The organism is Pannonibacter indicus, assembly GCF_001418225.1.
GTDB lineage: Bacteria > Pseudomonadota > Alphaproteobacteria > Rhizobiales > Stappiaceae > Pannonibacter > Pannonibacter indicus.
This window is the reverse complement of sequence record NZ_LIPT01000021.1, coordinates 13106-35063: the sequence shown is the minus strand read 5'-3', so window position 1 is coordinate 35063 and position 21958 is coordinate 13106. Positions and strand designations below refer to the sequence as shown.

At 63.6% G+C, this 21958-nt stretch carries 22 protein-coding genes; 12 read left to right on the top strand and 10 right to left on the bottom strand.

What is annotated here, in order from left to right:
- On the top strand, positions 1–1362 hold a 1362-nt coding region (locus ASC48_RS18315; protein ID WP_208975820.1), incomplete at its 5' end, for a methyl-accepting chemotaxis protein.
- Positions 1363–1591: 229 nt separating this feature from the next.
- Positions 1592–2776: an NAD(P)/FAD-dependent oxidoreductase gene (locus tag ASC48_RS18310; RefSeq protein ID WP_055457122.1), complete on the top strand. Its 1185-nt coding sequence runs from the start codon at positions 1592–1594 to the stop codon at positions 2774–2776.
- A gap of 30 nt (positions 2777–2806) precedes the next feature.
- On the opposite strand, the gene ASC48_RS18305 is transcribed toward ASC48_RS18310, so the two are convergent.
- Positions 2807–3601 carry an alpha/beta fold hydrolase gene (locus ASC48_RS18305; RefSeq protein ID WP_055457121.1) on the bottom strand — a complete coding sequence of 265 codons (795 nt, stop codon included), beginning with the start codon at positions 3599–3601 and terminating at the stop codon, positions 2807–2809.
- A gap of 204 nt (positions 3602–3805) precedes the next feature.
- Here ASC48_RS18305 and ASC48_RS18300 point away from each other — a divergent pair, with 204 nt between their 5' ends.
- Positions 3806–4735: a sugar kinase gene (locus ASC48_RS18300; RefSeq protein ID WP_055457120.1), complete on the top strand. Its 930-nt coding sequence runs from the start codon at positions 3806–3808 to the stop codon at positions 4733–4735.
- A gap of 137 nt (positions 4736–4872) precedes the next feature.
- Positions 4873–5493 (top strand): L,D-transpeptidase, encoded by a 621-nt coding sequence (locus tag ASC48_RS18295; protein ID WP_055457119.1) that lies wholly within the window; start codon positions 4873–4875, stop codon positions 5491–5493.
- 273 nt (positions 5494–5766) lie between these two features.
- Here ASC48_RS18295 and ASC48_RS18290 read toward each other — a convergent pair whose 3' ends face one another.
- The 4 genes from ASC48_RS18290 to secA form a co-directional block, all read right to left on the bottom strand.
- Positions 5767–7257, bottom strand: coding sequence for a glycosyltransferase family 39 protein (locus ASC48_RS18290; RefSeq protein WP_208975819.1), 1491 nt, complete (start codon positions 7255–7257; stop codon positions 5767–5769).
- A 14-nt stretch (positions 7258–7271) separates the two neighbouring features.
- Complete coding sequence (locus ASC48_RS18285) at positions 7272–7706, bottom strand: GtrA family protein (protein WP_055457117.1); 435 nt, start codon at positions 7704–7706, stop codon at positions 7272–7274.
- A complete protein-coding gene (locus ASC48_RS18280; protein ID WP_055457124.1) occupies positions 7703–8761 on the bottom strand; it encodes a glycosyltransferase family 2 protein in 1059 nt (352 codons plus the stop codon). Before ASC48_RS18280 ends, ASC48_RS18285 begins: the two co-directional genes overlap by 4 nt.
- 97 nt (positions 8762–8858) lie before the next feature.
- Entirely contained in the window at positions 8859–11645 is a 2787-nt protein-coding gene (gene secA, locus ASC48_RS18275; RefSeq protein ID WP_055457116.1) for a preprotein translocase subunit SecA, read from the bottom strand.
- Between the two features lie 276 nt (positions 11646–11921).
- On the opposite strand from secA, the gene ASC48_RS18270 reads away from it, so the two are divergent.
- The 4 genes from ASC48_RS18270 (at position 11922) to ASC48_RS18255 (ending at position 14961) form a co-directional block, all read left to right on the top strand.
- A complete protein-coding gene (locus ASC48_RS18270) occupies positions 11922–12797 on the top strand; it encodes a peptidylprolyl isomerase (RefSeq protein ID WP_055457115.1) in 876 nt (291 codons plus the stop codon).
- 157 nt (positions 12798–12954) lie between these two features.
- The gene (gene argJ, locus ASC48_RS18265) at positions 12955–14196 is read left to right on the top strand and encodes a bifunctional glutamate N-acetyltransferase/amino-acid acetyltransferase ArgJ (protein WP_055457114.1); all 1242 of its coding nucleotides are present in this window, start codon (positions 12955–12957) and stop codon (positions 14194–14196) included.
- Positions 14197–14273: 77 nt separating this feature from the next.
- Positions 14274–14678, top strand: a complete 405-nt coding sequence (locus ASC48_RS18260) for a (deoxy)nucleoside triphosphate pyrophosphohydrolase (protein WP_055457113.1) — start codon at positions 14274–14276, stop codon at positions 14676–14678.
- Positions 14679–14727: 49 nt separating this feature from the next.
- Positions 14728–14961 carry a Flp family type IVb pilin gene (locus ASC48_RS18255; RefSeq protein ID WP_197717536.1) on the top strand — a complete coding sequence of 78 codons (234 nt, stop codon included), beginning with the start codon at positions 14728–14730 and terminating at the stop codon, positions 14959–14961.
- Here the strand turns inward: ASC48_RS18255 and ASC48_RS18250 are convergent, their stop codons facing one another.
- Positions 14962–15852, bottom strand: a complete 891-nt coding sequence (locus ASC48_RS18250; RefSeq protein WP_055457112.1) for a methyltransferase domain-containing protein — start codon at positions 15850–15852, stop codon at positions 14962–14964.
- A 105-nt stretch (positions 15853–15957) separates the two neighbouring features.
- Here ASC48_RS18250 and ASC48_RS18245 point away from each other — a divergent pair, with 105 nt between their 5' ends.
- From ASC48_RS18245 to ASC48_RS18230, 4 genes are all read left to right on the top strand, one after another.
- Positions 15958–16755, top strand: a complete 798-nt coding sequence (locus ASC48_RS18245) for a ComF family protein (RefSeq protein WP_055457111.1) — start codon at positions 15958–15960, stop codon at positions 16753–16755.
- A gap of 298 nt (positions 16756–17053) precedes the next feature.
- On the top strand, positions 17054–17311 hold the full coding sequence (grxC, locus tag ASC48_RS18240; RefSeq protein ID WP_072242718.1) for a glutaredoxin 3: 258 nt from the start codon (positions 17054–17056) through the stop codon (positions 17309–17311).
- A 17-nt stretch (positions 17312–17328) separates the two neighbouring features.
- A complete protein-coding gene (locus ASC48_RS18235) occupies positions 17329–18177 on the top strand; it encodes a carbon-nitrogen hydrolase family protein (protein ID WP_055457110.1) in 849 nt (282 codons plus the stop codon).
- Positions 18174–18677: a DUF1178 family protein gene (locus ASC48_RS18230; RefSeq protein ID WP_055457109.1), complete on the top strand. Its 504-nt coding sequence runs from the start codon at positions 18174–18176 to the stop codon at positions 18675–18677. Before ASC48_RS18235 ends, ASC48_RS18230 begins: the two co-directional genes overlap by 4 nt.
- Positions 18678–18755: 78 nt before the next feature.
- Here ASC48_RS18230 and ASC48_RS18225 read toward each other — a convergent pair whose 3' ends face one another.
- The 4 genes from ASC48_RS18225 to ubiG all read right to left on the bottom strand — a co-directional run bounded on the left by ASC48_RS18225 (position 18756) and on the right by ubiG (position 21883).
- The gene (locus tag ASC48_RS18225) at positions 18756–19313 is read right to left on the bottom strand and encodes a phasin family protein (protein WP_055457108.1); all 558 of its coding nucleotides are present in this window, start codon (positions 19311–19313) and stop codon (positions 18756–18758) included.
- A gap of 262 nt (positions 19314–19575) precedes the next feature.
- A complete protein-coding gene (locus tag ASC48_RS18220) occupies positions 19576–20268 on the bottom strand; it encodes an alpha/beta fold hydrolase (protein ID WP_055457107.1) in 693 nt (230 codons plus the stop codon).
- A 91-nt stretch (positions 20269–20359) separates the two neighbouring features.
- A complete protein-coding gene (locus ASC48_RS18215; protein ID WP_055457106.1) occupies positions 20360–20986 on the bottom strand; it encodes a LysE family translocator in 627 nt (208 codons plus the stop codon).
- A gap of 135 nt (positions 20987–21121) precedes the next feature.
- Positions 21122–21883, bottom strand: a complete 762-nt coding sequence (gene ubiG, locus ASC48_RS18210; protein ID WP_055457105.1) for a bifunctional 2-polyprenyl-6-hydroxyphenol methylase/3-demethylubiquinol 3-O-methyltransferase UbiG — start codon at positions 21881–21883, stop codon at positions 21122–21124.
- Between the last annotated feature and the right edge of the window lie 75 nt (positions 21884–21958).

Below are 21958 nucleotides of genomic sequence, written 5' to 3'. Positions count from 1 at the left end.
GGCCCTGCAACCCCAACCAGCAATGCCGCCCGCGCTGGCGCCACGACCATCATTGCACTAACAATCAAATTGGACCCGTCCGTGGGGGCCGATCATGCGCTGGTGGTGCGCTCGGACAAGATCGCCCTCGTTGAAGACCTGTTCATGCTGCTGCCGCCGCATATCGAGGCGCTGATCAGTGCGGCACGGGCAGGCGATGCTGAAGCGGCTGCGCAGCTGGCTGATGTGCGTCAGCTGTCCTCGCTTGTGGTCTACGGCATCATTCTGGCCATGCTGCTTGGCCTGCCGGCGCTTGCCTTTGCCATCGGGCGCTCCGTATCCGGCCCGCTGACTCGGCTGCAGACATCCATGGAGCGTCTTGCCAGCGGCCAGACGGATGTGGAGCTGCCGCAGAGCAATTCCCGCGATGAGATTGCAGCCATGGTGCGCACGGTCCGGGTATTCCGTGACAATGCGGCCGAGCGTATCCGCCTCGAAGCTGCGCAGGCCGAGGAGAATGCGGCACGTGATGAGCGTGTGCGCCGGCTGGAAGCCATCATCGGCACCTTCGAGCAGACCGTTCAGCGCGCGCTCGACAGTCTTGATGCCGCATCAAAGGATCTCGGCCAGGCTTCGTCCGCTGTGGAACATGCCTCCGATGAGGTGGCGGCACAGGCCGGCAATGCCGGCCAGAGCGTGCGCGTCGCCGCCCAGAATGTGACGTCTGCGGCAGGGGCAACGGAAGAACTGGCAGCCTCCATCAAGGAAATTGCCAATCAGGCTGACCGGTCGACGAAGGTCGCCAAGCAGGCTGTGGCCGGGGCAGAATCCACCTTCTCCACCATGCAGGCGCTTTCGAGCGCGGCGGACCGGATCGGCGCCGTGATGAGCCTGATCCGCGACATTGCCAACCAGACCAACCTCCTCGCCCTCAATGCCACCATCGAAGCGGCCCGCGCCGGAGAGGCGGGCAAGGGGTTTGCGGTGGTCGCCGCAGAAGTGAAACAGCTTGCCAACCAGACATCAAAGGCAACCGAGGATATCGCCGCGCAGGTTGAGGCGATCCAGAATGCATCCGCTGGAGCCGTGACGGCCATCTCGGAAGTGCGGGACATCATTTCCGACATGGACAATCTGGCTGTTGCCATCGCTGCTGCCGTCGAGCAGCAGGAAGCAGCCGTCAGCGGCATCGCGGCGAATGTTGCCGATGCGTCCAGCCGGTCGGAAGAAGGAGCCGAGCGTATGTCTGCCGTTGTCAGTGCCACGCAGCACGCACGTTCCAGCGGAGACGAGGTTGACCGCTTGTCGCAGCTTCTGTCCGAGCAGGCCGGTGTTCTGCGCAAGGAAATCCGCAGCTTCCTTGAAGGTGTGCGCGCGGCTTGACCTGAGTGTCCCGGACAATGCGGCCGGATTGATTGCACCAGAGTGATGGGGCCTGAGCCGGTCTTTTCAACATGGGTGGGATCTCCCGCCCATGTTTTCCTTTTTGCGGACAAATCCTTCCATGTGAACCTTGTGTGATGCATGTCCGGCAAGGGCCTTTGCCTTGCCCGGCTTTTCCCGCTATCGATAGGCCCCAAAGAATATATCGGGCCGCGGGCCGGGAGTTGTCATGCAGGAGAGTATCGTCATCATCGGTGCGGGCCAGGCTGGCGCGCAGGTGGCGCAGTCCCTTCGCCAGGGCGGATTTGCAGGTGCCATCCATCTTCTGGGTGACGAGCCGCATCCCCCGTATCAGCGGCCGCCGCTGTCCAAGAAATTCCTTTCCGGTGAGACCGATGCCGAAGGCTTGTGGCTGCGCCCGGCGGCCTTCTATGAAACGCAGGGCATAGGCCTGCGGACCGGCGTCCAGGCGACCGCCATCGACCGCACAGGCAAGACCGTGGTTCTGTCAAGCGGTGAGGAGCTGGCCTACAGCAAGCTGATCATTGCCACCGGCACCCGCGCCCGTTCCGTGCCGCTGCCGGGCAGCAATCTGCCGGGTGTTCTGAGCCTGCGCTCGATTGCCGATGTGGACCATATCCGCAAGGCGCTCTCCGCCCATTCCCGGCTGGCTGTCATCGGTGCCGGCTATATCGGCCTTGAAGTTGCCGCTGTCGCCCGTGCCATGGGCAAGGCGGTGACGGTGATCGAAGCTCAGGACCGGGTGCTGAAGCGCGTCGTGTCACCTGTTATCTCAGCCTTCTACGAAGGTCTTCACCGGGAGCATGGCGTCGATCTGCGCCTCAATGCAGGCGTTGCCGGGATCGAGGGCGGCGCGGCGGTGACAGGGGTGCGGCTGGCCGATGGCAGCCATGTCGAGGCGGATCTGGTGCTGATTGCCGTTGGTGCCATGCCGAACACGGAGCTGGCGGCAGCGGCAGGGCTGGATGTGGATGGCGGCATTCTCGTGGATGCTTCCGGCCGCACCAGCGATCCGGACGTCTATGCCTGCGGCGACTGCACCCGCTTCCGCTCCGCCCGCTATGGCCGCGATGTGCGGCTGGAAAGCGTGCAGAACGCTATTGATCAGGCCAAGGCGGTGGCACAGGCCATTCTGGGCCAGCCGGTGGACTATGATCCGCTGCCCTGGTTCTGGTCGGATCAGTATCACGTCAAGCTGCAGATCGCGGGCCTGTCCGAAGGCTATGACCAGGCCATCACGGTGGGCGAGCCTGCGGAAGCAAAGTTCTACGTCGCCTATCTGAAGGATGGCCGCCTCATTGCCGTGGACAGCATCAACGCGCCCCGCTCGCACATGATGGCCCGCCGGACCATCGGAGAAGCCTGGCGTGAAGATCTTCTGCCCCCTGCTTGAGGGGCCATCTGTTTGTCCCGCCAGCGGGCGTCAGCGCCCGCCGGTGATCTCCGCGATGAGGCGGATGACGTCGCGGGGCTGCTCCAGATGCGGCATGTGGCCGGTATCGGCGAGGCGGTGCACGGCGATGCTGTCCGGCAGGCCCGCGCTCTGGCTGACGGGCAGCACGCCGTCCTCAAGGCCCCAGATCACCTGAACCGGCAGGGGCAGCGCGGCGACATCTCCAAGCGGCAGGGTCTTCTGCCCGTCACCGTCAAGGATCTCTTCCACGATCTCCTGCAGCGCTTCGACAGCGCCCGGGCGTGACCTTGCTTCCGAGGCGTGGCGCGCGAGCTGGCGGGGCAGGCGGAAGGAGGGAGCGAAGAACTCCGGCAGCAGGCCGGCAAGCTCCTCTTCCTCCGCCGCCGAGGCGTAGCGGCGCAGCAGATCCGCATTGATCTGCGGGCCGAAACCGCCTGGGCCGATCAGCGTCAGGCTGGCGATGCGCTCCGGCATGCGCAGGGCGATGAGCGCGGCAACGGCGCCGCCCATGGAGTGGCCCGCCAGATGCACCTTTCCCAGTTCCAGCGCGTCCAGCGACTGGCTGACAGCCTTGGCCGAAACTCCGGCATTGCCGATACGCGGCCAGCCCACCGCCATGCCGTGGCCCGGCAGGTCGAAGGCGATGCTGCGCAGGCGGGTGGAAAGGCCCGTCTGGATGTTCAGCCAGCCCTGCCGGTCGCCGCCAAAGCCGTGCAGCAGCACCAGGGGTGTACCGGCTTGATCCGCACCCTGTTCGGCATAGGGCAGATGGGCGGGGACATCGGGCTTCAGGCTGATGGACATGGCGGCTTTCCGGAAATTGGGGCGTTGCCTCTAGATAACGTCCTGGTTCCGCTCTGCCTAGCCGCCCGAATGGCGGGCGGCAATGGCCGCTCAAAGGGATGGACTTCACGGCTGCTGCCGGATTAAATCGATTGAAAGATGCTTCTCATTGCTCTCCGGCTGGTCTAGAAGCGGCAAACCTCTTTGTTTCAGGGTGATTTTCAGATGACAAGCGCGGTGGATATCGTTTGCCTTGGCGAGCCCATGGTTGAGCTGAACCAGCATGAGGCGGGTGGTGCCTATCATCCCGGTTTTGGCGGCGATGTGTCCAATGCCGCCGTGGCTGCGGCCCGTCAGGGTGCCCGTGTGGCGCTGGCGACGGCTCTGGGCACCGATGTGTTCGGCGACAGCCTGCGCGCCATGTGGAAAGCCGAAAGCGTGGACGATAGCGAGGTCAAGGCCAACCCGGATGCGCCGACCGGCATCTATTTCGTCACCCACGGCGCCGATGGCCACCGCTTCTCCTACCGCCGGGCAGGCTCTGCCGCCAGCCTCTACCAGCCGCGCGACCTGCCGAAGGACATGCTGGCCAAGACCCGCGTGCTGCATTTCTCCGCCATAAGCCAGGCGATTTCGGCGTCTGCTTGCGACGCCTGCTTTGCTGCCGTCGAGCAGGTGCGTGCTGCCGGCGGCCTGATCTCTTACGACACCAACCTGCGCCTTGCTTTGTGGCCGCTGGCCCGCGCCCGTGCCGTCATCCGCTCGACCATCGGCATGGCGGATATCATCCTGCCGGGCCTTGATGACGCCCGCCAGATCTGCCACGCACAGGATGCTGATGGCATCGCCGGTGAACTGCTGGGTCTTGGGGCCAAGGTGGTTGCGCTGACCATGGGCGGCGATGGCGTGCTGATTGCCACGGCAGAGCGCCGCGAGACGCTGGCGGCCCACAAGGTGAAGGCTGTGGATGCGACGGGCGCAGGCGATGCCTTCGACGGCGCGTTCCTGGCCGAATATCTGCGCAGCGGCGATGCCTTTGCGGCTGCGGCCCATGCCAATGCGGCGGCAGCGCTCTCCGTTACCGGCTATGGCGCGGTTGCGCCGCTGCCGCGCCGGGCGGATGTGGAAGCATTTCTGGCCGGAAAAGCAGGCTGAGGCTTTCCGCCTGGACATGTAACGGTTTCTTCACCGCGAAAACGCTAGAAATACTGGAGTTTCAGCCCGTCATCGTGCGGGCACTCCCGTTGCGTTCCTGTGTTTGATCCAACCGAAACCTTCCAGCGAGCCTTTCCATGCACCGTCTGTCCCGTCTGACCTTCATGGCTGCTGTTGCCGGCATTGCCTTGAGCGTCTTTTCTGCCGTGCCTGCATCTGCCTATGACAGCACCCATTACGATCCGGTCACGCGCCAGTGGCTGGAAATGAAGCTGACCCCAGAAGTGGCGGCGAAGATCGCCCGCCGGGAATACAAGCGCAAGATGGTGGATTACCGCGGCCCGGAGGCGCCCGGCACGATCATCGTCGACACCGCGGAGCGCCGCCTTTACCACGTGCTGGGGAATGGCAAGGCCATGCGCTACGGCATCGGCGTCGGCCGGGACGGCTTCACCTGGAAGGGCGAGGAAAAGATCACCCGCAAGGCCGAGTGGCCGGGCTGGACGCCGCCGCCGGAAATGATCGCCCGCGAGCGCAAGAAAGGCCGCAAGCTGCCCGCCTTCATGGCAGGCGGCCCGCAGAACCCGATGGGTGCCCGCGCGCTCTATCTGGGCAACACGGTCTACCGCATCCACGGGACCAACGAGGACTGGAGCATCGGCCAGGCCGTCTCCTCCGGCTGCTTCCGCATGTGGAACGATGACGTGGAACACCTCTACAGCGAGGTTTCCGTGGGCGCCAAGGTGGTGATCCGCTGAGGCGCTGATACGGCTCTGGAGATGAAGACAAGGCCGCGCCGGGTATCTAGCGCGGCTTTGCTGCTTCAGAGAAAAGCGCAATAATGTCACATAGTTTCGTCATGCCATGGTTTTGACCATGGCATCCACTCCGTGTCCTTTCCGCGCGTTCGGGGCATCTCCCTGCACCCATGTCTGGCTTCTCTCCTTGCCGGGCCGAAACGGCATGGATGCCATGATCAGGTCATGGCAGGACGGAGAGAAGGAGATGGCCGGAGCGAACAACAGGTGGTCTTACCCGCCGGCAACCTCGCCGGGCCGGACGATCAGCCAGTTCAGGCGCAGCGGCGGCCACTTGGCCGGGGCGGCGTAGGGGATATCGGCAAAGCCGTCGCGCAGGCGGCCCGGATAGAGCGCGGCCAGCGAGCCTGTGGGCGTTTCGCTGTCACCGGTCCAGATCACCAGAACGCCGGTCTTCTTCACGTCCTCCAGGCTGATCCACGGGGCGATGGCGGGGATGTGATCGGTGAAGAGATGCGGCCTGTCCGCAGAGAACAGGGTGACATGGGCTGCCGGCCACATGTCGCCGGCCACATAGCTGAGCGGCGTGCCGGTTGCTTCGCGCCAGGCCGCTTCAGCTTGTGCCGCTACTTCCGCTCCGGGAAAGTGAATGCGCGTCGGCTTTTTCTTGATCAGCGGCTCCACCAGCGCCTGCCCGGCGGCAACGCTGAGGAAGATCACCTGCACTGCAGCAGCTGCGGCCAGCGCGCGGCGGAGGGACCAGTTGCCGTTCCGGATTGAGGCAAAGCGCACCAGCAGCAGCCCTGCCAGGGTGAACATGGATGCGCCCCACATCTGCTTGAAGGCATTACCGGTGATGCCGGAGACCAGCATCACGACAAGGGCGGGCAGCAGGGTGAACCACAGCAGGAACCGCAGATCCGCCGAACCGGTGCGGGGCGGCTCACCCCGTGGTGCCGTGCCGCGCAGGCCCGCCAGACCGAGCCCGGCGAAAATGGGGATCAGCACCGGTGCCATGCTGCCAAACTGGCCGAGCAGGAAATTGACCGGGTTGAGAATGTGGTCTGCGATGCTTTCCGCCGGAACGCTGCGGCTCGCGGCATAGGTGAAGGTCAGAAAGTCTGTTTCCTTCAGCCACCAGACATGCGGGACAAAAAGCGCCAGCGCCAGCACCATGGCCAGATAGGGGCCGGGCGTTGCAAGGCAGCGGCGCGCATCGCGGAAGGTCAGTGCATAGAGGCCGATGCAGCCGATGAGAAGGCCGGTAAAATATTTGGCATAGAGCCCGAGCGCGGCGGTGAGACCGAGCAGCAGCCAGTCAGCCAGCCGGCCACGGGCAAGGCTCCGGTGGAAGAAGAGCAGCATGCCGGCCCAGACGGGGATCTGCAGGATGTTCGGATTGAACTCCGGCGCGGGCAGGGTGAAGTAGAAGGCGCAGCTGGTGGCCGCAATGGCCCAGAACCGCTGCCCTGGCGCAAGGCCCATGTCCCGGCCCAGCAGCCAGATCGCCAGATAAGTGAGGGCGTAGCAGATCTGGCTCAGCCAGTAGGCGCCGAAGGCATGGCCGCCGGTCAGATGATAGCTTGCCTCCAGCAGCCAGGCCTGCAGCGGCGGGTGCTTGGTGTAGCCAAGCGCCAGATCCCGGCCCCAGGCAAAGCCCTCCACCACATCCAGCGGCGGATTGGGAAACAGCACACTCGGCACCAGGGCCCAGAGCAGGCAGATGGCAAGGCAGTAGAGAAGGGTTGCGCGGGCGGCTGACATCATCGGTCGTCCGGTCATCGGGAATTGGAGCTGGATGGTTCGGCAAAGGCCCAGAGCCGGGCGCCGAGGAAGGTGAGCGGCGGAACCACGAAGATCGCGATGATGATGCTGACAGCGTCGGGCACCGGCGCGAACTTCAGCAAAGCCGCCAGCGCGCCATTGTTCAGCAGGAAACCAGCTGCAGCCAGCACAAAGAAACGGCCCATCCGCTTTCCGGTTTCTACGTCTTCTTCCGAGCGGAAGCTCCAGACATTGTGTCCTGTGAAGGACACGATGAAGGCCACCAGAAAACCGCCGATGTTGGAAAACATCGGTGGAAGATGCGCCCACTCCAGCAGGCCGACGGCCACTCCGGCATGAACAACCGCAGCCGACAGGCCGACAATGCCAAAGCGGATGATGGTGCCAAATTCCCGCAGAAGCTTCTGCTGCCTTTCACTGGAAATCATGTGCGGTCCCCGCCGGAGGTGAACTCATCCGTCGCGGTCTGCGCCGTAACTGCAGGAGGAGGAGCTTCGATGATGTCCTGCACCAGATAGACGGGCCGCTGCTTCGCCTCGACGAAGAGGCGCCCGATGTACTCGCCAATGATGCCGATCGACAGAAGCTGCAAGCCGGAGAAGAACAGGATGCTGACCATCAGTGACGCATAGCCTGGCACATCAACGCCAAAAAGCAGCACGCGGGTGACAAGCAACATGGCATAGGCAAAAGCGATGGCTGCGATCAGGCCGCCGCTGTAGAGCCACATCCTCAGCGGTACGGTGGTGAAGCTGGCAAGACCATCCAGCGCAAAGTTCCAGAGTTTCCAGTAGTTCCACTTGCCTTCCCCGGCCCGCCGGGGCGGGCGCTCGTACGGAATGAAGGTGGAGGTATGGCCAACCCAGGCAAAAAGGCCCTTCATGAAGCGGTTGCGCTCCGGCAGATTCTTCAGTGATTGCACGACACTGCGGTCGATCAGGCGGAAGTCGCCTGCATTGGCGGGCATGTGGATGTTCGTCAGCCGGTCGAAGATCCGGTAGAACATGCTGGCCGTGCTGCGCTTCATCAGCGTGTCCTGCGAGCGGTCCACCCTGAGGCCGTAGATCACGTCATGGCCTTGCTTCCAGAGTTCCAGCATTTCGGGGATGAGGCCGGGCGGATCCTGCAAGTCAGCATCGAGGATGACGAGAATGTCACCCTTGGCGTGGTCAAGACCTGCGGTGAGGGCAGCTTCCTTGCCGAAATTCCGTGACAGGCCCACCAGCCGTCCCGGCAGGCCATCTGCCAGATGCTGGGCTATGATGCGGGCCGTTTCGTCCTTGCTGCCGTCATCGATGAAGACGAACTCGCTGTCTGCGTTGAGTCCGGCGAGGGCTGCCTGAGTTTCGGTGAGGAAAATATCCAGCACTTCGGCTTCGTTGTAGACGGGCACAACGATGGACAAGAGCGGGCGGGAGGGGCGCCGGGCGGCACGCCGCTCCAGATAGACGGACTGGCTGGCCGCTGAGGGCGGGAGGTCCATGGTGAAGGCATCCCACATTCGGATTCTGGACGGGTCACGCGCTGGCCGGCCCGTCAGGAAAAATGCCCCCGGCCGGGCCGGAGGCATCTGCTTCTTGTCAGCTCAACACGCCGTGGCAGTGCTTGTACTTCTTTCCCGAGCCGCAGGGGCAGACCTCGTTGCGGCCGACCTTGCCCCAGGTTGCGGGATCATTCGGGTCGCGGGCAACGCCGGTTGCCATAAAACTGCTCGCCGGCAGATCATCGGCCATCTCATCCTCTCCCGTTAGCGGGTTGAGGTGATGGGGATGCATCTCACGCGGCTCTTCCGGCATCTGCGGGGCCTGCTGGGTCACCAGTTCCACCCGCATCAGCTGGGAGGTGGTGATCTGGCGCAGCTGGGTCAGCATGGTTTCGAACAGGTTGAAGGCTTCGGTCTTGTATTCCTGCAGCGGGTCACGCTGGGCATAGCCGCGGAAGCCGATGACCGAACGCAGATGATCGAGGTTCGCCAGATGCTCGCGCCAGAGATTGTCCAGTGTCTGCAGCAGGATCGCCTTCTCCACCTGGCGCATGATCTGCTGGCCGAAACGGCTGCGCTTGTCTTCCATGACGGCGTCGGCTGCCTTCATGAGGCGCTCGCGCACTTCCTCGTCGGCAATGCCCTCTTCCTTGGCCCAGTCGACGATCGGCAGGTCAAGGTTGAGGAGGGTCTGCACCTCCTTCGCAAGGCCTTCCGTATCCCACTGTTCCGGATAGGCCCGCTCGGGGATGTGGCGCGAAACGAGGTCATCAATCACTTCGTGGCGCATGTCGGTGACGGTTTGGCCGAGGTCTTCACCATCCATCAGATCGAGGCGCTGTTCGAATACCACCTTGCGCTGGTCGTTCATTACGTCATCGAACTTCAGCAGGTTCTTTCGGATGTCGAAGTTGCGCGCTTCCACTTTTTGCTGGGCCTTGGCCAGCGCCCGGTTGATCCACGGGTGGATGATGGCTTCACCGTCCTTCAGGCCCAGCTTCTGCAGCATGGAGTCCATGCGTTCGGAGCCGAAGATGCGCATGAGATCATCCTGAAGCGACAGGAAGAATTTCGAATGGCCGGGATCGCCCTGGCGGCCCGAGCGGCCGCGCAGCTGGTTGTCGATGCGCCGGCTTTCGTGGCGCTCGGTGCCGATGACGTAAAGGCCCCCGGCAGCCAGTGCTCTCTGCTTCAGCACTTCGATTTCTGCACGGATCGCGGCCACGCGCGCATCACGCTCGGGACCGGCTTCCATATCTGCCAGTTCACGCTCGATGCGCATGTCCGGGTTGCCGCCAAGCTGGATGTCGGTGCCGCGGCCGGCCATGTTGGTGGCGATGGTGACGGCACCGGGCAGGCCGGCCTGGGAGATGATGAAGGCTTCCTGTTCGTGGTAGCGGGCGTTCAGCACCGCGAAGATCTTGTCTTCCTTGCCACCCTGATCGCCGTTCTGCAGCGGAGCAAAGGCGTTGGGATCGGTCACATCCACCTGCCGGTAGCCGTGCTTGCGCAGGCGTTCGGCCAGCATTTCCGATTTTTCGATCGAGGTGGTGCCGACCAGAACCGGCTGCTGGCGGGACTTGCAGTCGTCGATCAGCGCCACGATGGCGTTGAACTTCTCGTCTGCGGTCCGGTAGACCTCGTCGTCGTCATCGACTCGCTTGACCGGCATGTTGGTCGGGATCTCGACCACTTCCAGCCCGTAGATGTCCTGGAACTCGTCCGCTTCGGTCGCAGCCGTCCCGGTCATGCCGGCCAGCTTGTCATACATGCGGAAGTAGTTCTGGAAGGTGATCGAGGCGAGGGTCTGGTTTTCCGGCTGAATGCGGACCTTTTCCTTCGCTTCCAGCGCCTGATGCAGGCCTTCCGAATAGCGGCGGCCCGGCATCATGCGCCCGGTGAATTCGTCGATGATCACCACTTCGCCGTTGCGGACAATGTAGTCCTTGTCGCGCTGGAACAGTTTGTGAGCCTTCAGGGCCTGCTGCAGGTGATGCACGGCGCTGACGTTTTCCACGTCATAGAGCGACTCGCTGCGCAGCAGGTTGGCGGCCCTCAGCAACTGCTCCAGCTTTTCGTTGCCGCTTTCGGTGAAGGTGGCCGAGCGCTGCTTCTCGTCGATCTCGTAGTCTTCCGGCGTCAGGGCGGGAATGAAGGCATCGACCGTGTTGTAGAAATCGGAACGGTCCTCGAGCGGGCCGGAGATGATCAGCGGCGTACGCGCCTCGTCGATGAGGATCGAGTCCACTTCATCGACGATGGCGAAGTTGTGGCCGCGCTGAACCATCGAAGCGCGCTCGTACTTCATGTTGTCGCGCAGATAGTCGAAGCCGAATTCGTTGTTGGTGCCGTAGGTCACGTCGGCTGCATAGGCGGCGCGGCGCTCTTCGTCGGACAGGCCGTGCACGATGACGCCGGTGCTGAGGCCAAGGAAGCCATAGACCTTGCCCATCATCTGGGCGTCGCGCCGGGCCAGATAGTCGTTCACAGTGACCACGTGAACGCCCTTGCCTGCAAGAGCGTTGAGGTAGACTGGAGCGGTGGCGACCAGCGTCTTGCCTTCACCAGTGCGCATCTCGGAGATCTGTCCGGAGTTGAGGACAAGGCCGCCGATCAACTGGACGTCATAGTGCCGCTGCCCGATGGCGCGGCGGGCTGCCTCGCGCACGGTGGCGAAGGCAGGGGCCAGAATGTCGTCCAGCGTGGCGCCTTTGGCCAGCTGCTCGCGGAAGGTCTGGGTGCGCGCGCGCAGCGCGTCGTCAGACAATGCCTGTACTTCGGCTTCGAGAGCATTGATGGCCGCAACCTTCGCCTTCATGGCCTTGATCTTGCGGTCGCTCGGGGAGCCAAAAATCTTACGTGCTAATGCGCCAAGGCCGGCCATGTGGCGGTCCTTCCAAGTGGCGGGCGGCATCAGGTGCAAGGCCCCTGTCGCCGGCCCTCAAAAAAATCTCATTTCCGGTACACGGTCCGCCTGCCTGCCCGCGTGCGGGCTGCAAAGCTGCCGTTCCATGGATGCCCCGCCCTTGAAGGTGGCGCGGGACGTTCGACAGATAAGAGGGGGTAGGATGCTTGTCAACGCCGCCGCTTTCAGCAAGGTTGCGGCAGCTTGCGCTCATGCGGCGCAGAGCTGTTCAAATTCTGACCCTAAGGACTCCACATGTTCCGTTCTTTCATGAGCCGCCCCCTGCGCCCGGTCCTGATCGCCGCAACGGCGCTCAGCCTCGGTGCCACGGCCCTGTCTGCGGCCGAGCCGGGTGACGTTGTTGCCAAGGTCGGCAGCACGGAAATCACCGAAGCCGATATCGCCTTTGCCGCCCGTGACCTTGGCCCGCAGCTGCAGCGCTTCCCGCCGGCCCAGTGGCGCCAGATTCTCACGGACGTGATGATCGACATGACGCTTCTGTCCGATGCGGCGAAGAAGGAAGGCCTTGAAAAGGACGGGGACTTCCAGCGCCAGATCCGCTTCATGACTACGCAGGCCCTGCGCAATGCCTATGTGGCGCAGAAGCTGGATGCGGCCATCAGCGAGGATGACGTCAAGGCGGCTTATGACAAGGAGTTCAAGGACTTCCAGGGCGAAGAAGAAGTCCGCGCCCGCCATATCCTCGTCTCCTCCAAGGAAGAAGCCGAAAAGCTGATCAAGGAGCTGGACGGCGGCGCCGACTTTGCCGAGCTGGCCAAGGCCAATTCCAGCGACGGTTCGGCCGCCAATGGCGGTGACCTCGACTATTTCTCCAAGGGCCGCATGGTGCCGGAGTTCGAGGCGGCCGCCTTTGCCCTGCAGCCGGGCGAATACACCAAGGAGCCGGTTGAGAGCCAGTTCGGCTGGCACATCATCAAATCCGAAGACAGGCGCATCCAGAGTGCTCCGTCGCTGGAAGAGGTTTCCGATGGCCTGCGCCAGATGCTGATGCGTGAGCGTTATGCAACGCTGATCGAAGAGCTGAAGGCCGCAAATCCGGTGGAAATCATCAAGCAGGATGCTGCTGCCGATGCCCCGGCTGGCGAGGCTGCAAAGCCTGCTGCGCAGTAAGACGGACGGTTCGGAAGGCAAAGCGCTTCCAGTCTGACAGGGATCCCCCGGTACCCCGCCGGGGGATTTCCTGTTTCAGGGGGTGTCATGGGTCTTGCGCACCCCCCTTCCATCGGGCAAGGCTGCGGCTCATTGCATTTGAGTGCCAGAGGCCGTCATGTCGACAGAAATTTCCCCGCTTGCCCCCAAGTCCTACCCTGAGATGCCCGTCATCGAAGGCGTGCGTTTTGCCACGGCGGCTGCCGGCATCAAGTACAAGGGCCGCACGGATGTGCTCCTTGTGCTGATGGATGAGGGCACGGAAGTGGCCGGTGTCTTCACCCGCTCGCTCTGCCCCTCCGCCCCGGTGGACTGGTGCCGCGCCAATCTGCCCTCCGGCAAGGCCCGGGCGCTGCTGGTCAACTCCGGCAATGCCAATGCCTTCACCGGCAAGAAGGGCAAGGCAGCAGTCGAGCTTTCGGCGGACATCGTCAGCAAGGCGGCCGGCTGCGCCCAGGGCGAGGTTTATCTCGCCTCCACCGGCGTTATCGGCGAACCGCTGCCTGCGGAAAAGTTCTCCGGAGTTGTTGACGGCCTTGTGGCCGATGCCGTTGCCGGTTCCTGGCTCGATTCGGCCAAGGCGATCATGACCACCGACACCTATCCGAAGGTATCCACCCGCACGGTGGATCTGGGCGGTGTGCCGGTGACGCTGAACGGCATTGCCAAGGGGGCGGGCATGATCGCCCCGGACATGGCGACCATGCTGTCCTTCCTCTTCACCGATGCTCCGATTGCAGCTCCCGTGCTGCAGGAGCTGATTTCCGGCGCCGTCGGCGGCAGCTTCAATGCCATCACCGTGGACAGCGATACCTCCACCTCCGACACGGCCCTGCTGTTTGCCACCGGCAAGGCGGCCGAACGCGGTGCTGTGCGCGTCACCGAGGCCTCCGATCCGCGTCTGGAGCCTTTCCGTCAGGCGCTGGGTGAGGTAATGCTGGATCTGGCCCACCAGATCGTCCGCGACGGTGAAGGCGCCCGCAAGTTCGTGGAAGTGCGCGTCGAGGGTGCCTCTTCCGATGCGTCGGCCAAGCGCATTGCCCTGTCCATCGCCAACTCGCCGCTGGTGAAGACCGCCATTGCCGGTGAGGATGCCAACTGGGGCCGTGTCGTCATGGCTGTCGGCAAGGCCGGAGAGCCGGCGGACCGTGACCGTCTGGCCATCTGGTTCGGCGATGTGCGTGTGGCCGTCAATGGCGAACGGGATCCGGATTACTCGGAGGCGGCCGCTTCTGCCGTGATGGAGCGGGAGCATATCGTCATCCGCGTAGAGATTGGTCTGGGCGAGGGCTCCGCCACCGTGTGGACTTGCGATCTGACCAAGGCCTATGTCGAGATCAACGGCGATTACCGCAGCTGAACCGTCAAACTTTCTTCGGGGCGGGCCCTGAGATTTTTTAAGAGCCCGCTCAAAACTGTCTAAAATTGGAACATGCCATGCGGATGGTTCTTGTCGTTGCCTGTGCTCTCATTGACGCGGACGGGCGTATCCTGATCGCGCAGCGGCCCGAGGGGAAGTCCATGGCAGGGTTCTGGGAATTCCCCGGAGGCAAGGTGGAAGCTGGAGAAAGGCTGGAAGCCTGCCTGATCCGCGAGCTTTCCGAGGAACTTGGAATCAGCGTTAAGGAAGAGTGCCTAGCCCCTCTGACCTTCGCCAGCCACGCTTATGAAGATTTTCACCTCCTCATGCCATTGTATGTCTGTCGGCGATGGCAAGGAACTCCCGCAGCCCAGGAAGGGCAGACCCTGAAATGGGTCCGGGCAGGCAAGCTCAGGGAATTTCCCATGCCACCGGCCGATGAGCCGCTGATCCCCCATCTGATAGGGCTGGTCGGCGCCTGATGTAGACCGACAGGCAAACAGCCGCGTATCTGGCTGGTTAGGAGTTGCAATGCGACTGGACGAAAATCCGGCAGGCATGTTTGGTGCCCCCGCCAGGAAGCGCGTTCAGATCGGCCTTGATCTGGCGGCCCGTTTCCGGGACGACGTGAAAGGTGCAACGGCCGTGGAATACGGCCTGATGGTGGCCTTCATCTCCGCAGCGATCATGGCGACCCTCCTGTCCATTGGCCAGGATATCGGTACCGCCTTCTCCATCATCAGCACGGCCCTGCGCGGGGGCTGATCAGGCCCCGCTTTTATCTTCCGGCACTTTCAGCGCATCGGCCAGCCGTCTCTTGGCGGAACCCGGCTTCAGTGGCTTCTGCTGGCTTTCATGCGGCGCCCAGCCTGACAGATATATCACCTGAAATGTTGCGCGGATGCGTCCGTCCGGATCGCTGTAATCTGCTGCATAGAGTTCTGCCGCCTTCAGGAACACGGCCCGTGACAGCGGCTTGCGGCTGCGCTCGTTCAGTGCCGATGTGGCGCCCATCATCTTCAGATCCCGCATCAGCGCGAAGATATTGTCGTAGCGCACCGTCAGCTTGTCCGTGTCCGTGACCGGCAGGGCAAAGCCTGCGCGCTGCAGCAGGGCACCAAGGTCCCGCGTGTCGGCAAAGGGCACCACGCGGGGGGCGGCGCCGCCGGTCACTTCCAGCTCCGCCCGCATCAGGCAGTCGCGCAACTCGCTCAAGGTATCCCCGCCCAGCAGCGCCCCCAGAAACAGCCCGTCCGGCCGCAAGGCCCGGCGGATCTGGATCAGCGCGCCCGGCAGGTCGTTGACAAGCTGGAGGCTGAGCGCCGAGACGATCAGCCCCACGGAGGCATCCCTCAAGGGCAGCAGCGCGTCATCGCAGACAAAATCCGGCGCGTGCAGGGCAGGGTCGGCCATGAACAGGTCACCACGCAGCACCGTCTCCGCCTTGCCGCTCTGGTGCAGGATTTCAGCAATCCGCCCGGTGTGGCCGCCCAGATCCACCGCCGTGCCGAATTCGCGCGTCACCGCCGCAATTCTGTCCGCCAGATCTTCGGCGACAGCGGCCAGCAGGAAGTCGGCACCTTCCGCGCGGCGCTCAAGGGCACGGCTGCGCCGCAGGGCGAAGAGGGAACGGTCGATGAGGTCGATGCGGGTCATGTGGGTGTCTTCCGGGTGCCGGGCATGCTGCCTTATAGGCCCAGCCTTCCGCTTTCGTCAAAAGCTGCTAGGGTGACGTGAGCCACGGGTTGCAAGAGGCGGCAGATGCTTCAGGAACCGGATGCAGGTCTTCACAGCCTTGACTGGCGCCGCTGCTCCCTCGGCGGATTGCGCCGGATCTGGCGTGCCGGGCTCGATTTTCTGCTGCCGCCGCGCTGCCTCACCTGCGATGCCCCTTCTGCAGAGCCCGATGCAGTCTGCCCCTCCTGCTGGGGGCTGATGCCCTTCATCGAGGCGCCCTGGTGCACCCGTTATGGCACGCCGCTCCCGTTTGATCTCGGGCCTGAGGGGCTGAGCGCCCGTGCCATCGCCTCGCCGCCCCTCTTCAACCGGGCCCGTGCAGCCACTCTCTATGGCGGCCCGGCGCGGGACTTGGTGCTGGCGCTCAAATTCGGCGGGCGGCGCGAGGTGGCAGCCCCCATGGGGCGGTTGATGGCAGCTGCCGGGCGTGAGTTGTTCCAGCCTGACACGCTGGTTCTGCCCGTGCCTCTCCACCGCACGCGCCTTTGGCAGCGGCGGTTCAATCAGGCAGCCTTGCTGGGGCAGGAGGTGGCGCGCATCAAGGGAGTGGGCTTTGAACCACTGATGCTGGAGCGGAGGCGCCGTACCCGCCAGCAGGTGGGCCTGCATGCGGATGAGCGCAGCCGCAATGTGCGCGGCGCCTTTGCGCTCCGGCCGGAGGCGGCCATGAAGATCAGCGGGTGGCCGGTGGTGCTGGTGGATGATGTTCTGACAACGGGATCAACCGTGGAGGCCTGCACGCGGGTGCTGCTGCGGGCCGGCGCGCGGCAGGTGGACGTGCTGACCTTCGCCATCGCCGATCCCTCGCTCACGGCCGAGTGAGTGGCTCACCTTGGGTTCCAGCCATTTTCAGGGCTTGTCCGGCGCAAGTTCCGGCAGATATAAGCCGGTAAGCGCAGTTGGACTGTCTGTGAGCATTCTTGACAGGCTGATGCCCCTCCATCGTCATCCCTGCCTTGAGCCGGGACTGGTGAGCCGGGGCATATGCTGTTTCAGGGAGCTGCAGCCGGAAGGCCTTGGCTCTCCGGTCCCCGGATCTCCGCTTCGCTGCGTCCGGATGACGATTGGGAGGGCTGTCAGTGGCCTGAGGGGCGGTGACCTGTCCATAAGGAGTTGAAACGTGGTTGAAGTCATCATCTACACCCGGCAGATGTGCGGCTACTGTTCTGCGGCCAAGCGCCTTCTGGACAGTAAGGGCGTTGTCTATACCGAACATGACGCCAGTTTTGATCCGGGTCTCAGGGCCGAGATGATTGCCAAGGCCAATGGCCGCAGCACCTTCCCGCAGATTTTCATCGGCGGGGTGCATGTGGGCGGCTGTGACGACCTGCATGATCTGGACCGGGCGGGCAAGCTCGATCCCATGCTCGCCGCCTGATCCGGAGCTTGTGACACATGGCCATCTTCACCGCCGCCTGCGTGCAGCTTCGCTCCAGCCGGGACGTTGCTGCCAATAGTGCCGCTGCCGAAGCTCTGATCCGCGAGGCGGCAGCAGCGGGGGCGGACTATGTGCAAACGCCGGAGATGACCAATCTGCTGGATCGCAGCCGCGAGGATCTGATGGCCAAGATCCGGGTGGAGGGGGAAGATCCTTCGCTTGCCGGATTCCGGGCGCTGGCTGCAGAGCTTGGCATCTGGCTCCATATTGGTTCACTCGCCATTCTGCTGGAGCCGGGCAAGGCGGCAAACCGCGGCTTTCTCATTGGTCCCGATGGGAGCCTGAAGGCGAGATACGACAAGATCCACATGTTCGACGTGGATCTGCCCAACGGCGAAAGCTGGCGGGAGTCTGCCACCTACCGGCCCGGTTGCGAGAGCCTTGTGGCGGATCTGCCCTTTGCACGGCTCGGCATGGCTGTGTGCTATGACGTGCGCTTTCCGGCCCTGTTCCGGGCGCAGGCGCGCGCCGGGGCCGAGGTGCTGACCATGCCGGCCGCCTTCACCCGCCAGACCGGCGAAGCGCATTGGCATGTGCTGCAGCGGGCGCGGGCGATCGAGAATGGCGCCTTCGTCATCTCCAGCGCTCAGGGCGGCAAGCATGAGGACGGGCGCGAGACCTATGGCCACAGCCTGATCGTCAATCCCTGGGGCGCGGTGATCGCGGAACTTGACCATGATGAACCGGGCTTTGTGACCGCCCGTATCGACACAGAAGAAACGCAGAAGGCGCGTCAGCGCATTCCCGCCATCGCGAATGAGCGGGATTTCACCCTGACGCAGACCGGCAAGGAGATTGAAGCGTGATCCGTTACACGCTCCGCTGCGACAATGCCCATGAGTTCGAGGGCTGGTTCCGCAATTCCGGAGATTTCGAGCGCCAGACGGCGCAAGGACTGATGAGCTGCCCGGCCTGCGGGTCTGACGACGTCACCAAGGCTTTGATGGCGCCTGCCGTCAGCACCTCGGAGCGGCGGGAGAGCCTTGCGCCTGTCAGCGGCGCAGAAGCTGCTGCGCCCGTCGAGGCGCCTGCCGCTCCGGCAGGCGCGGGAGCAACCTCGGCGATGATTGCTTCGGATTCGCGGCATGCCGAGCTTCTGCAGAAACTCCGGGAACTGCGCCAGCAGATCGTCTCGAATGCCGATTATGTGGGCCAGTCATTTGCCGATGAGGCCCGCAAGATGCACTATGGCGAGGCGGATCATCGCAGCATTTACGGCGAGACCAGCCCGGATGATGCCCAGGCCCTGCTGGAAGAGGGCATCAGCATACTGCCGCTGCCGGTGCTGCCGGAAGACCGCAACTAATTGCTGCCTTCGCTCAGTCCATGCCAGCAGCCGGGTCAGCTTGAACGGCTGGCCCGGCTGTTGTTGGATGGAGCCTGATCAGGCGCTGGCAGCCGGTTTTGCGCGCGGGGCGGCCTTGCGGGCTGCCGTTTCGCCGCTGCCGTTGCTGTTGGCCGGTTCCATGGCCTTGGAGGCCGCTTCCATGGTCTGCTGGGCCATGTCTTCGACCACCTCTGCCGCCGTATCGACGACCAGATCCCCAGCCTTCGAGGTCTCGGCGAAGCTGGTCTGCAACAGCTCCAGCGTCTTCTGCGCCTGGGCTTCGTAGTCGTGCCACATGTCACGGAAAAAGCCCTGCAGAGTCTTGGCGGTTTCTGCCGGTTCCTTGCAGGCCACGAGCGAGCGGAAGCAGGCGAGATCTGCCTTGAGCCGCTGATTCACGAAGTCCATGTGGCCGGCGAAAGCCTTCTCGCTGCCTTCCAGAATCTGACGGCTGGCGGTCTCCAGGGCGCTGAGCGCGTGTTCGCCCAGCTTGTCAGAGCGTTCGGCCCATGACCAGTTAGTGGCCCAATTTCTGGATGCCACATTCATCCACGGTGCAGTGAGCCCCATGGTGCCGTTTCCGGCGGTGTCATGTTCAATACGGTTTTTTGTCATGTCGACCTCCCACAGATGTCGATTGCGCGTCTTCAGAAGGATAGACGCCTGACTTGCCGCTGCTTGCGGTCTGTCAGGCCGTAGCCTGCATGCTGCTGGCAATTACCGCGGGTGAGGCCTTAGCATGCACACGTGCCGCTAGGTTAGCAAGGGAATGTGACAGCCGTTTTGATCTGCCTCATAAGAAAATACCCAGTCTGCGGCGGTAATGCGGCATGGGGCCCCAAATCTTGCGGCAGTGTGACGCGGCCGGCCTGACCTCTCAGGCACGCATCCAGGCCTGCAGCTCTGCGGTGACGGCGCCGGGGGCCTCGAGCGTGGAAAGGTGCCCGGCCCCGGCAATCAGGCTGAGGCGGCTGCCGGGGATGGCCTCGTGGATTTCACGGGCGATCGCGGGCGGCGTCAGCGTGTCGCCTTCCCCTGCCAGCACCAGCGTGGGGCAGGTGATCCGGCCGAGGAAAGGGCGGGAGTCTATCCGGGCCATGATGGCGGTCTGCTGGCGCACGAAAGCTTCAGGCCCCGTGTCTTCCGCCATTTCCACCACCACGGCCTTCAGCGTTTCATCCTCGGCGCGCGAGGCATCCACCAGCCCCGGATAAAGCAGATGCGGCACCTTGGCGAATTTGCCGGACTGGGCCATCTGCATCAGCACGCGGCGGCGCTCGCCCTGCTCGGGCATGTCGGGCCGGGCGCTGGTGTCCAGCAGGGCCAGGCGCGTCACCTTTTCCGGTGCCTTGCGCATGATCTCCATGGCGATGTAGCCGCCCATGGAAAGCCCGGCGAGGGCAAAGCGCTCAGGTGCTGCTGCCAGAATGCCCTCCGCGATGGCGCTGACACTGTCCGCTTCCCGGTGATCGCCGATGAGGATCGGCCGGTCCGAGAAGGCGGTGATCTGTCCGGCAAACAGCAGCTCGGTGCAGAGCAGGCCCGGAATGAAGACGACAGCCTCGGTCATGCGTGCGTATCCCTTTGTTCCTGAAACGTAAGGCTTTCTCGTGCCGGAAAAAATCCTGCTTGGGAAGACTGTTTCGGAGACAGGCAGGGTGTCAGTGCAGCATCAGGCCAATGCCCTGCGCAGCATCGATCATGACCGGATAAAGCGATGCGAGAAGCAGCAGCGCCATGGCGATGTTGAAGACCTGCAGCCGCTTCGGGTTCGACAGGAAACCGCGCAGCAGCGTGCCTGCCGCCGCCCAAGCGAGAGAGCTGGGGCCGCCAGTGAGGCTGTAGAGCAGGGTGATGATCAGCACGTTGGTGAAGAAACCGTCTGCTGGTGTGTAGGCAGCGATGGCGCCGATGGCCATGATCCAGGCCTTGGGATTGATCCACTGGAAGGCGGCCGCCTGCAGGAATGTGAAAGGCTTCGGCTTGGCGCCCGCGGTTTGCGGCGCGCCGGAGCGGGCGATCTTCCAGGCGAGCCAGGCCATGTAAAGCGCACCGGCATATTTCAGCACGTCATGGAGAGCCGGCCACAGTTCGAAGAGTGCGCCTATGCCCAGCCCGCAGGACAGCACCAGAATCGAGAAACCGATATTGATGCCCAGAATATGCGGCAGGGAGGCCCTGAGGCCGAAGTTCACACCCGAGGCCAGCAGCATGGTGTTGTTCGGCCCTGGCGTGATGGAGGAGACGAAGGCGTAGAGAACAAAGGCGGCGATCAGGTCCGGCGTCATGACAGGCTGTGCTCGGGCAAGTGGTTGAATGGCCTGCAAAATAGAAGCGTGACGCTTTTGGTGAAAACAAAATAGCGTCATGTGACACTATTCCGTTTTCCTGATCTTGCCGTTTCTCTGTCCCGGGTGGCTGCTTCAGCGGCTGGCGAGCAGCATGTAGTTTACGTCCATGTCGCGCGAGCGGTTCCAGCTGTCGGTGAGCGGGTTGAAGGTGACGCCGCAGCGGTCGGTCACCGTGAGGCCTGCGGCCGTCACCGGGCGCTCGATTTCCTCAGGGCGGACCAGCTTTTCGTATGAGTGGGTGCCTTTCGGCAGCCAGCGCAGCACATATTCGGCACCGACGATGGCCAGCGCATAGGCCTTGAGGGTGCGGTTGATGGTGGCCACGAACATCAGCCCGCCAGGGCGGACCATGCGTGACACTTCGGCGAGGAACAGCGGCACATCGGCGACGTGTTCCACCACTTCCATGTTCAGCACCACGTCAAAGGTCTCGCCCGCTGCCGCCAGTTCTTCGGCGGTCGAGGCGCGGTAATCGATGGCAAGGCCGGACTGGGCTGCGTGGAGCTTCGCAATCTCGATATTGACCGTCGAGGGGTCGGCGCCCACCACTTCGGCGCCAAGGCGGGCCATGGGCTCGCTCAAGAGCCCGCCGCCGCAGCCGATGTCGAGGAAGCGCAGGCCCTTGAAGGCGTCACTGGCCTTGGGGTCGCGGCCGAAGCGGGCGCAGACCTGCTCCTTGATATAGGCAAGGCGCACCGGATTGAACTTGTGCAGCGGCTTGAACTTGCCGGCCGGGTCCCACCATTCGGCGGCCATGGCGGAAAAACGGGCCACTTCCCGCTCATCGACGGTGCTGCCGGTTGCGGCCTGGTCCCTCGTGGTCTCGGTGTTCATGACTGTCCTTCCCGGATGAGGTCTTGCGCGGGGCTTGCGCTCTGAGGTGTGACCTTTCGCGTCAGGGCCGCTTTG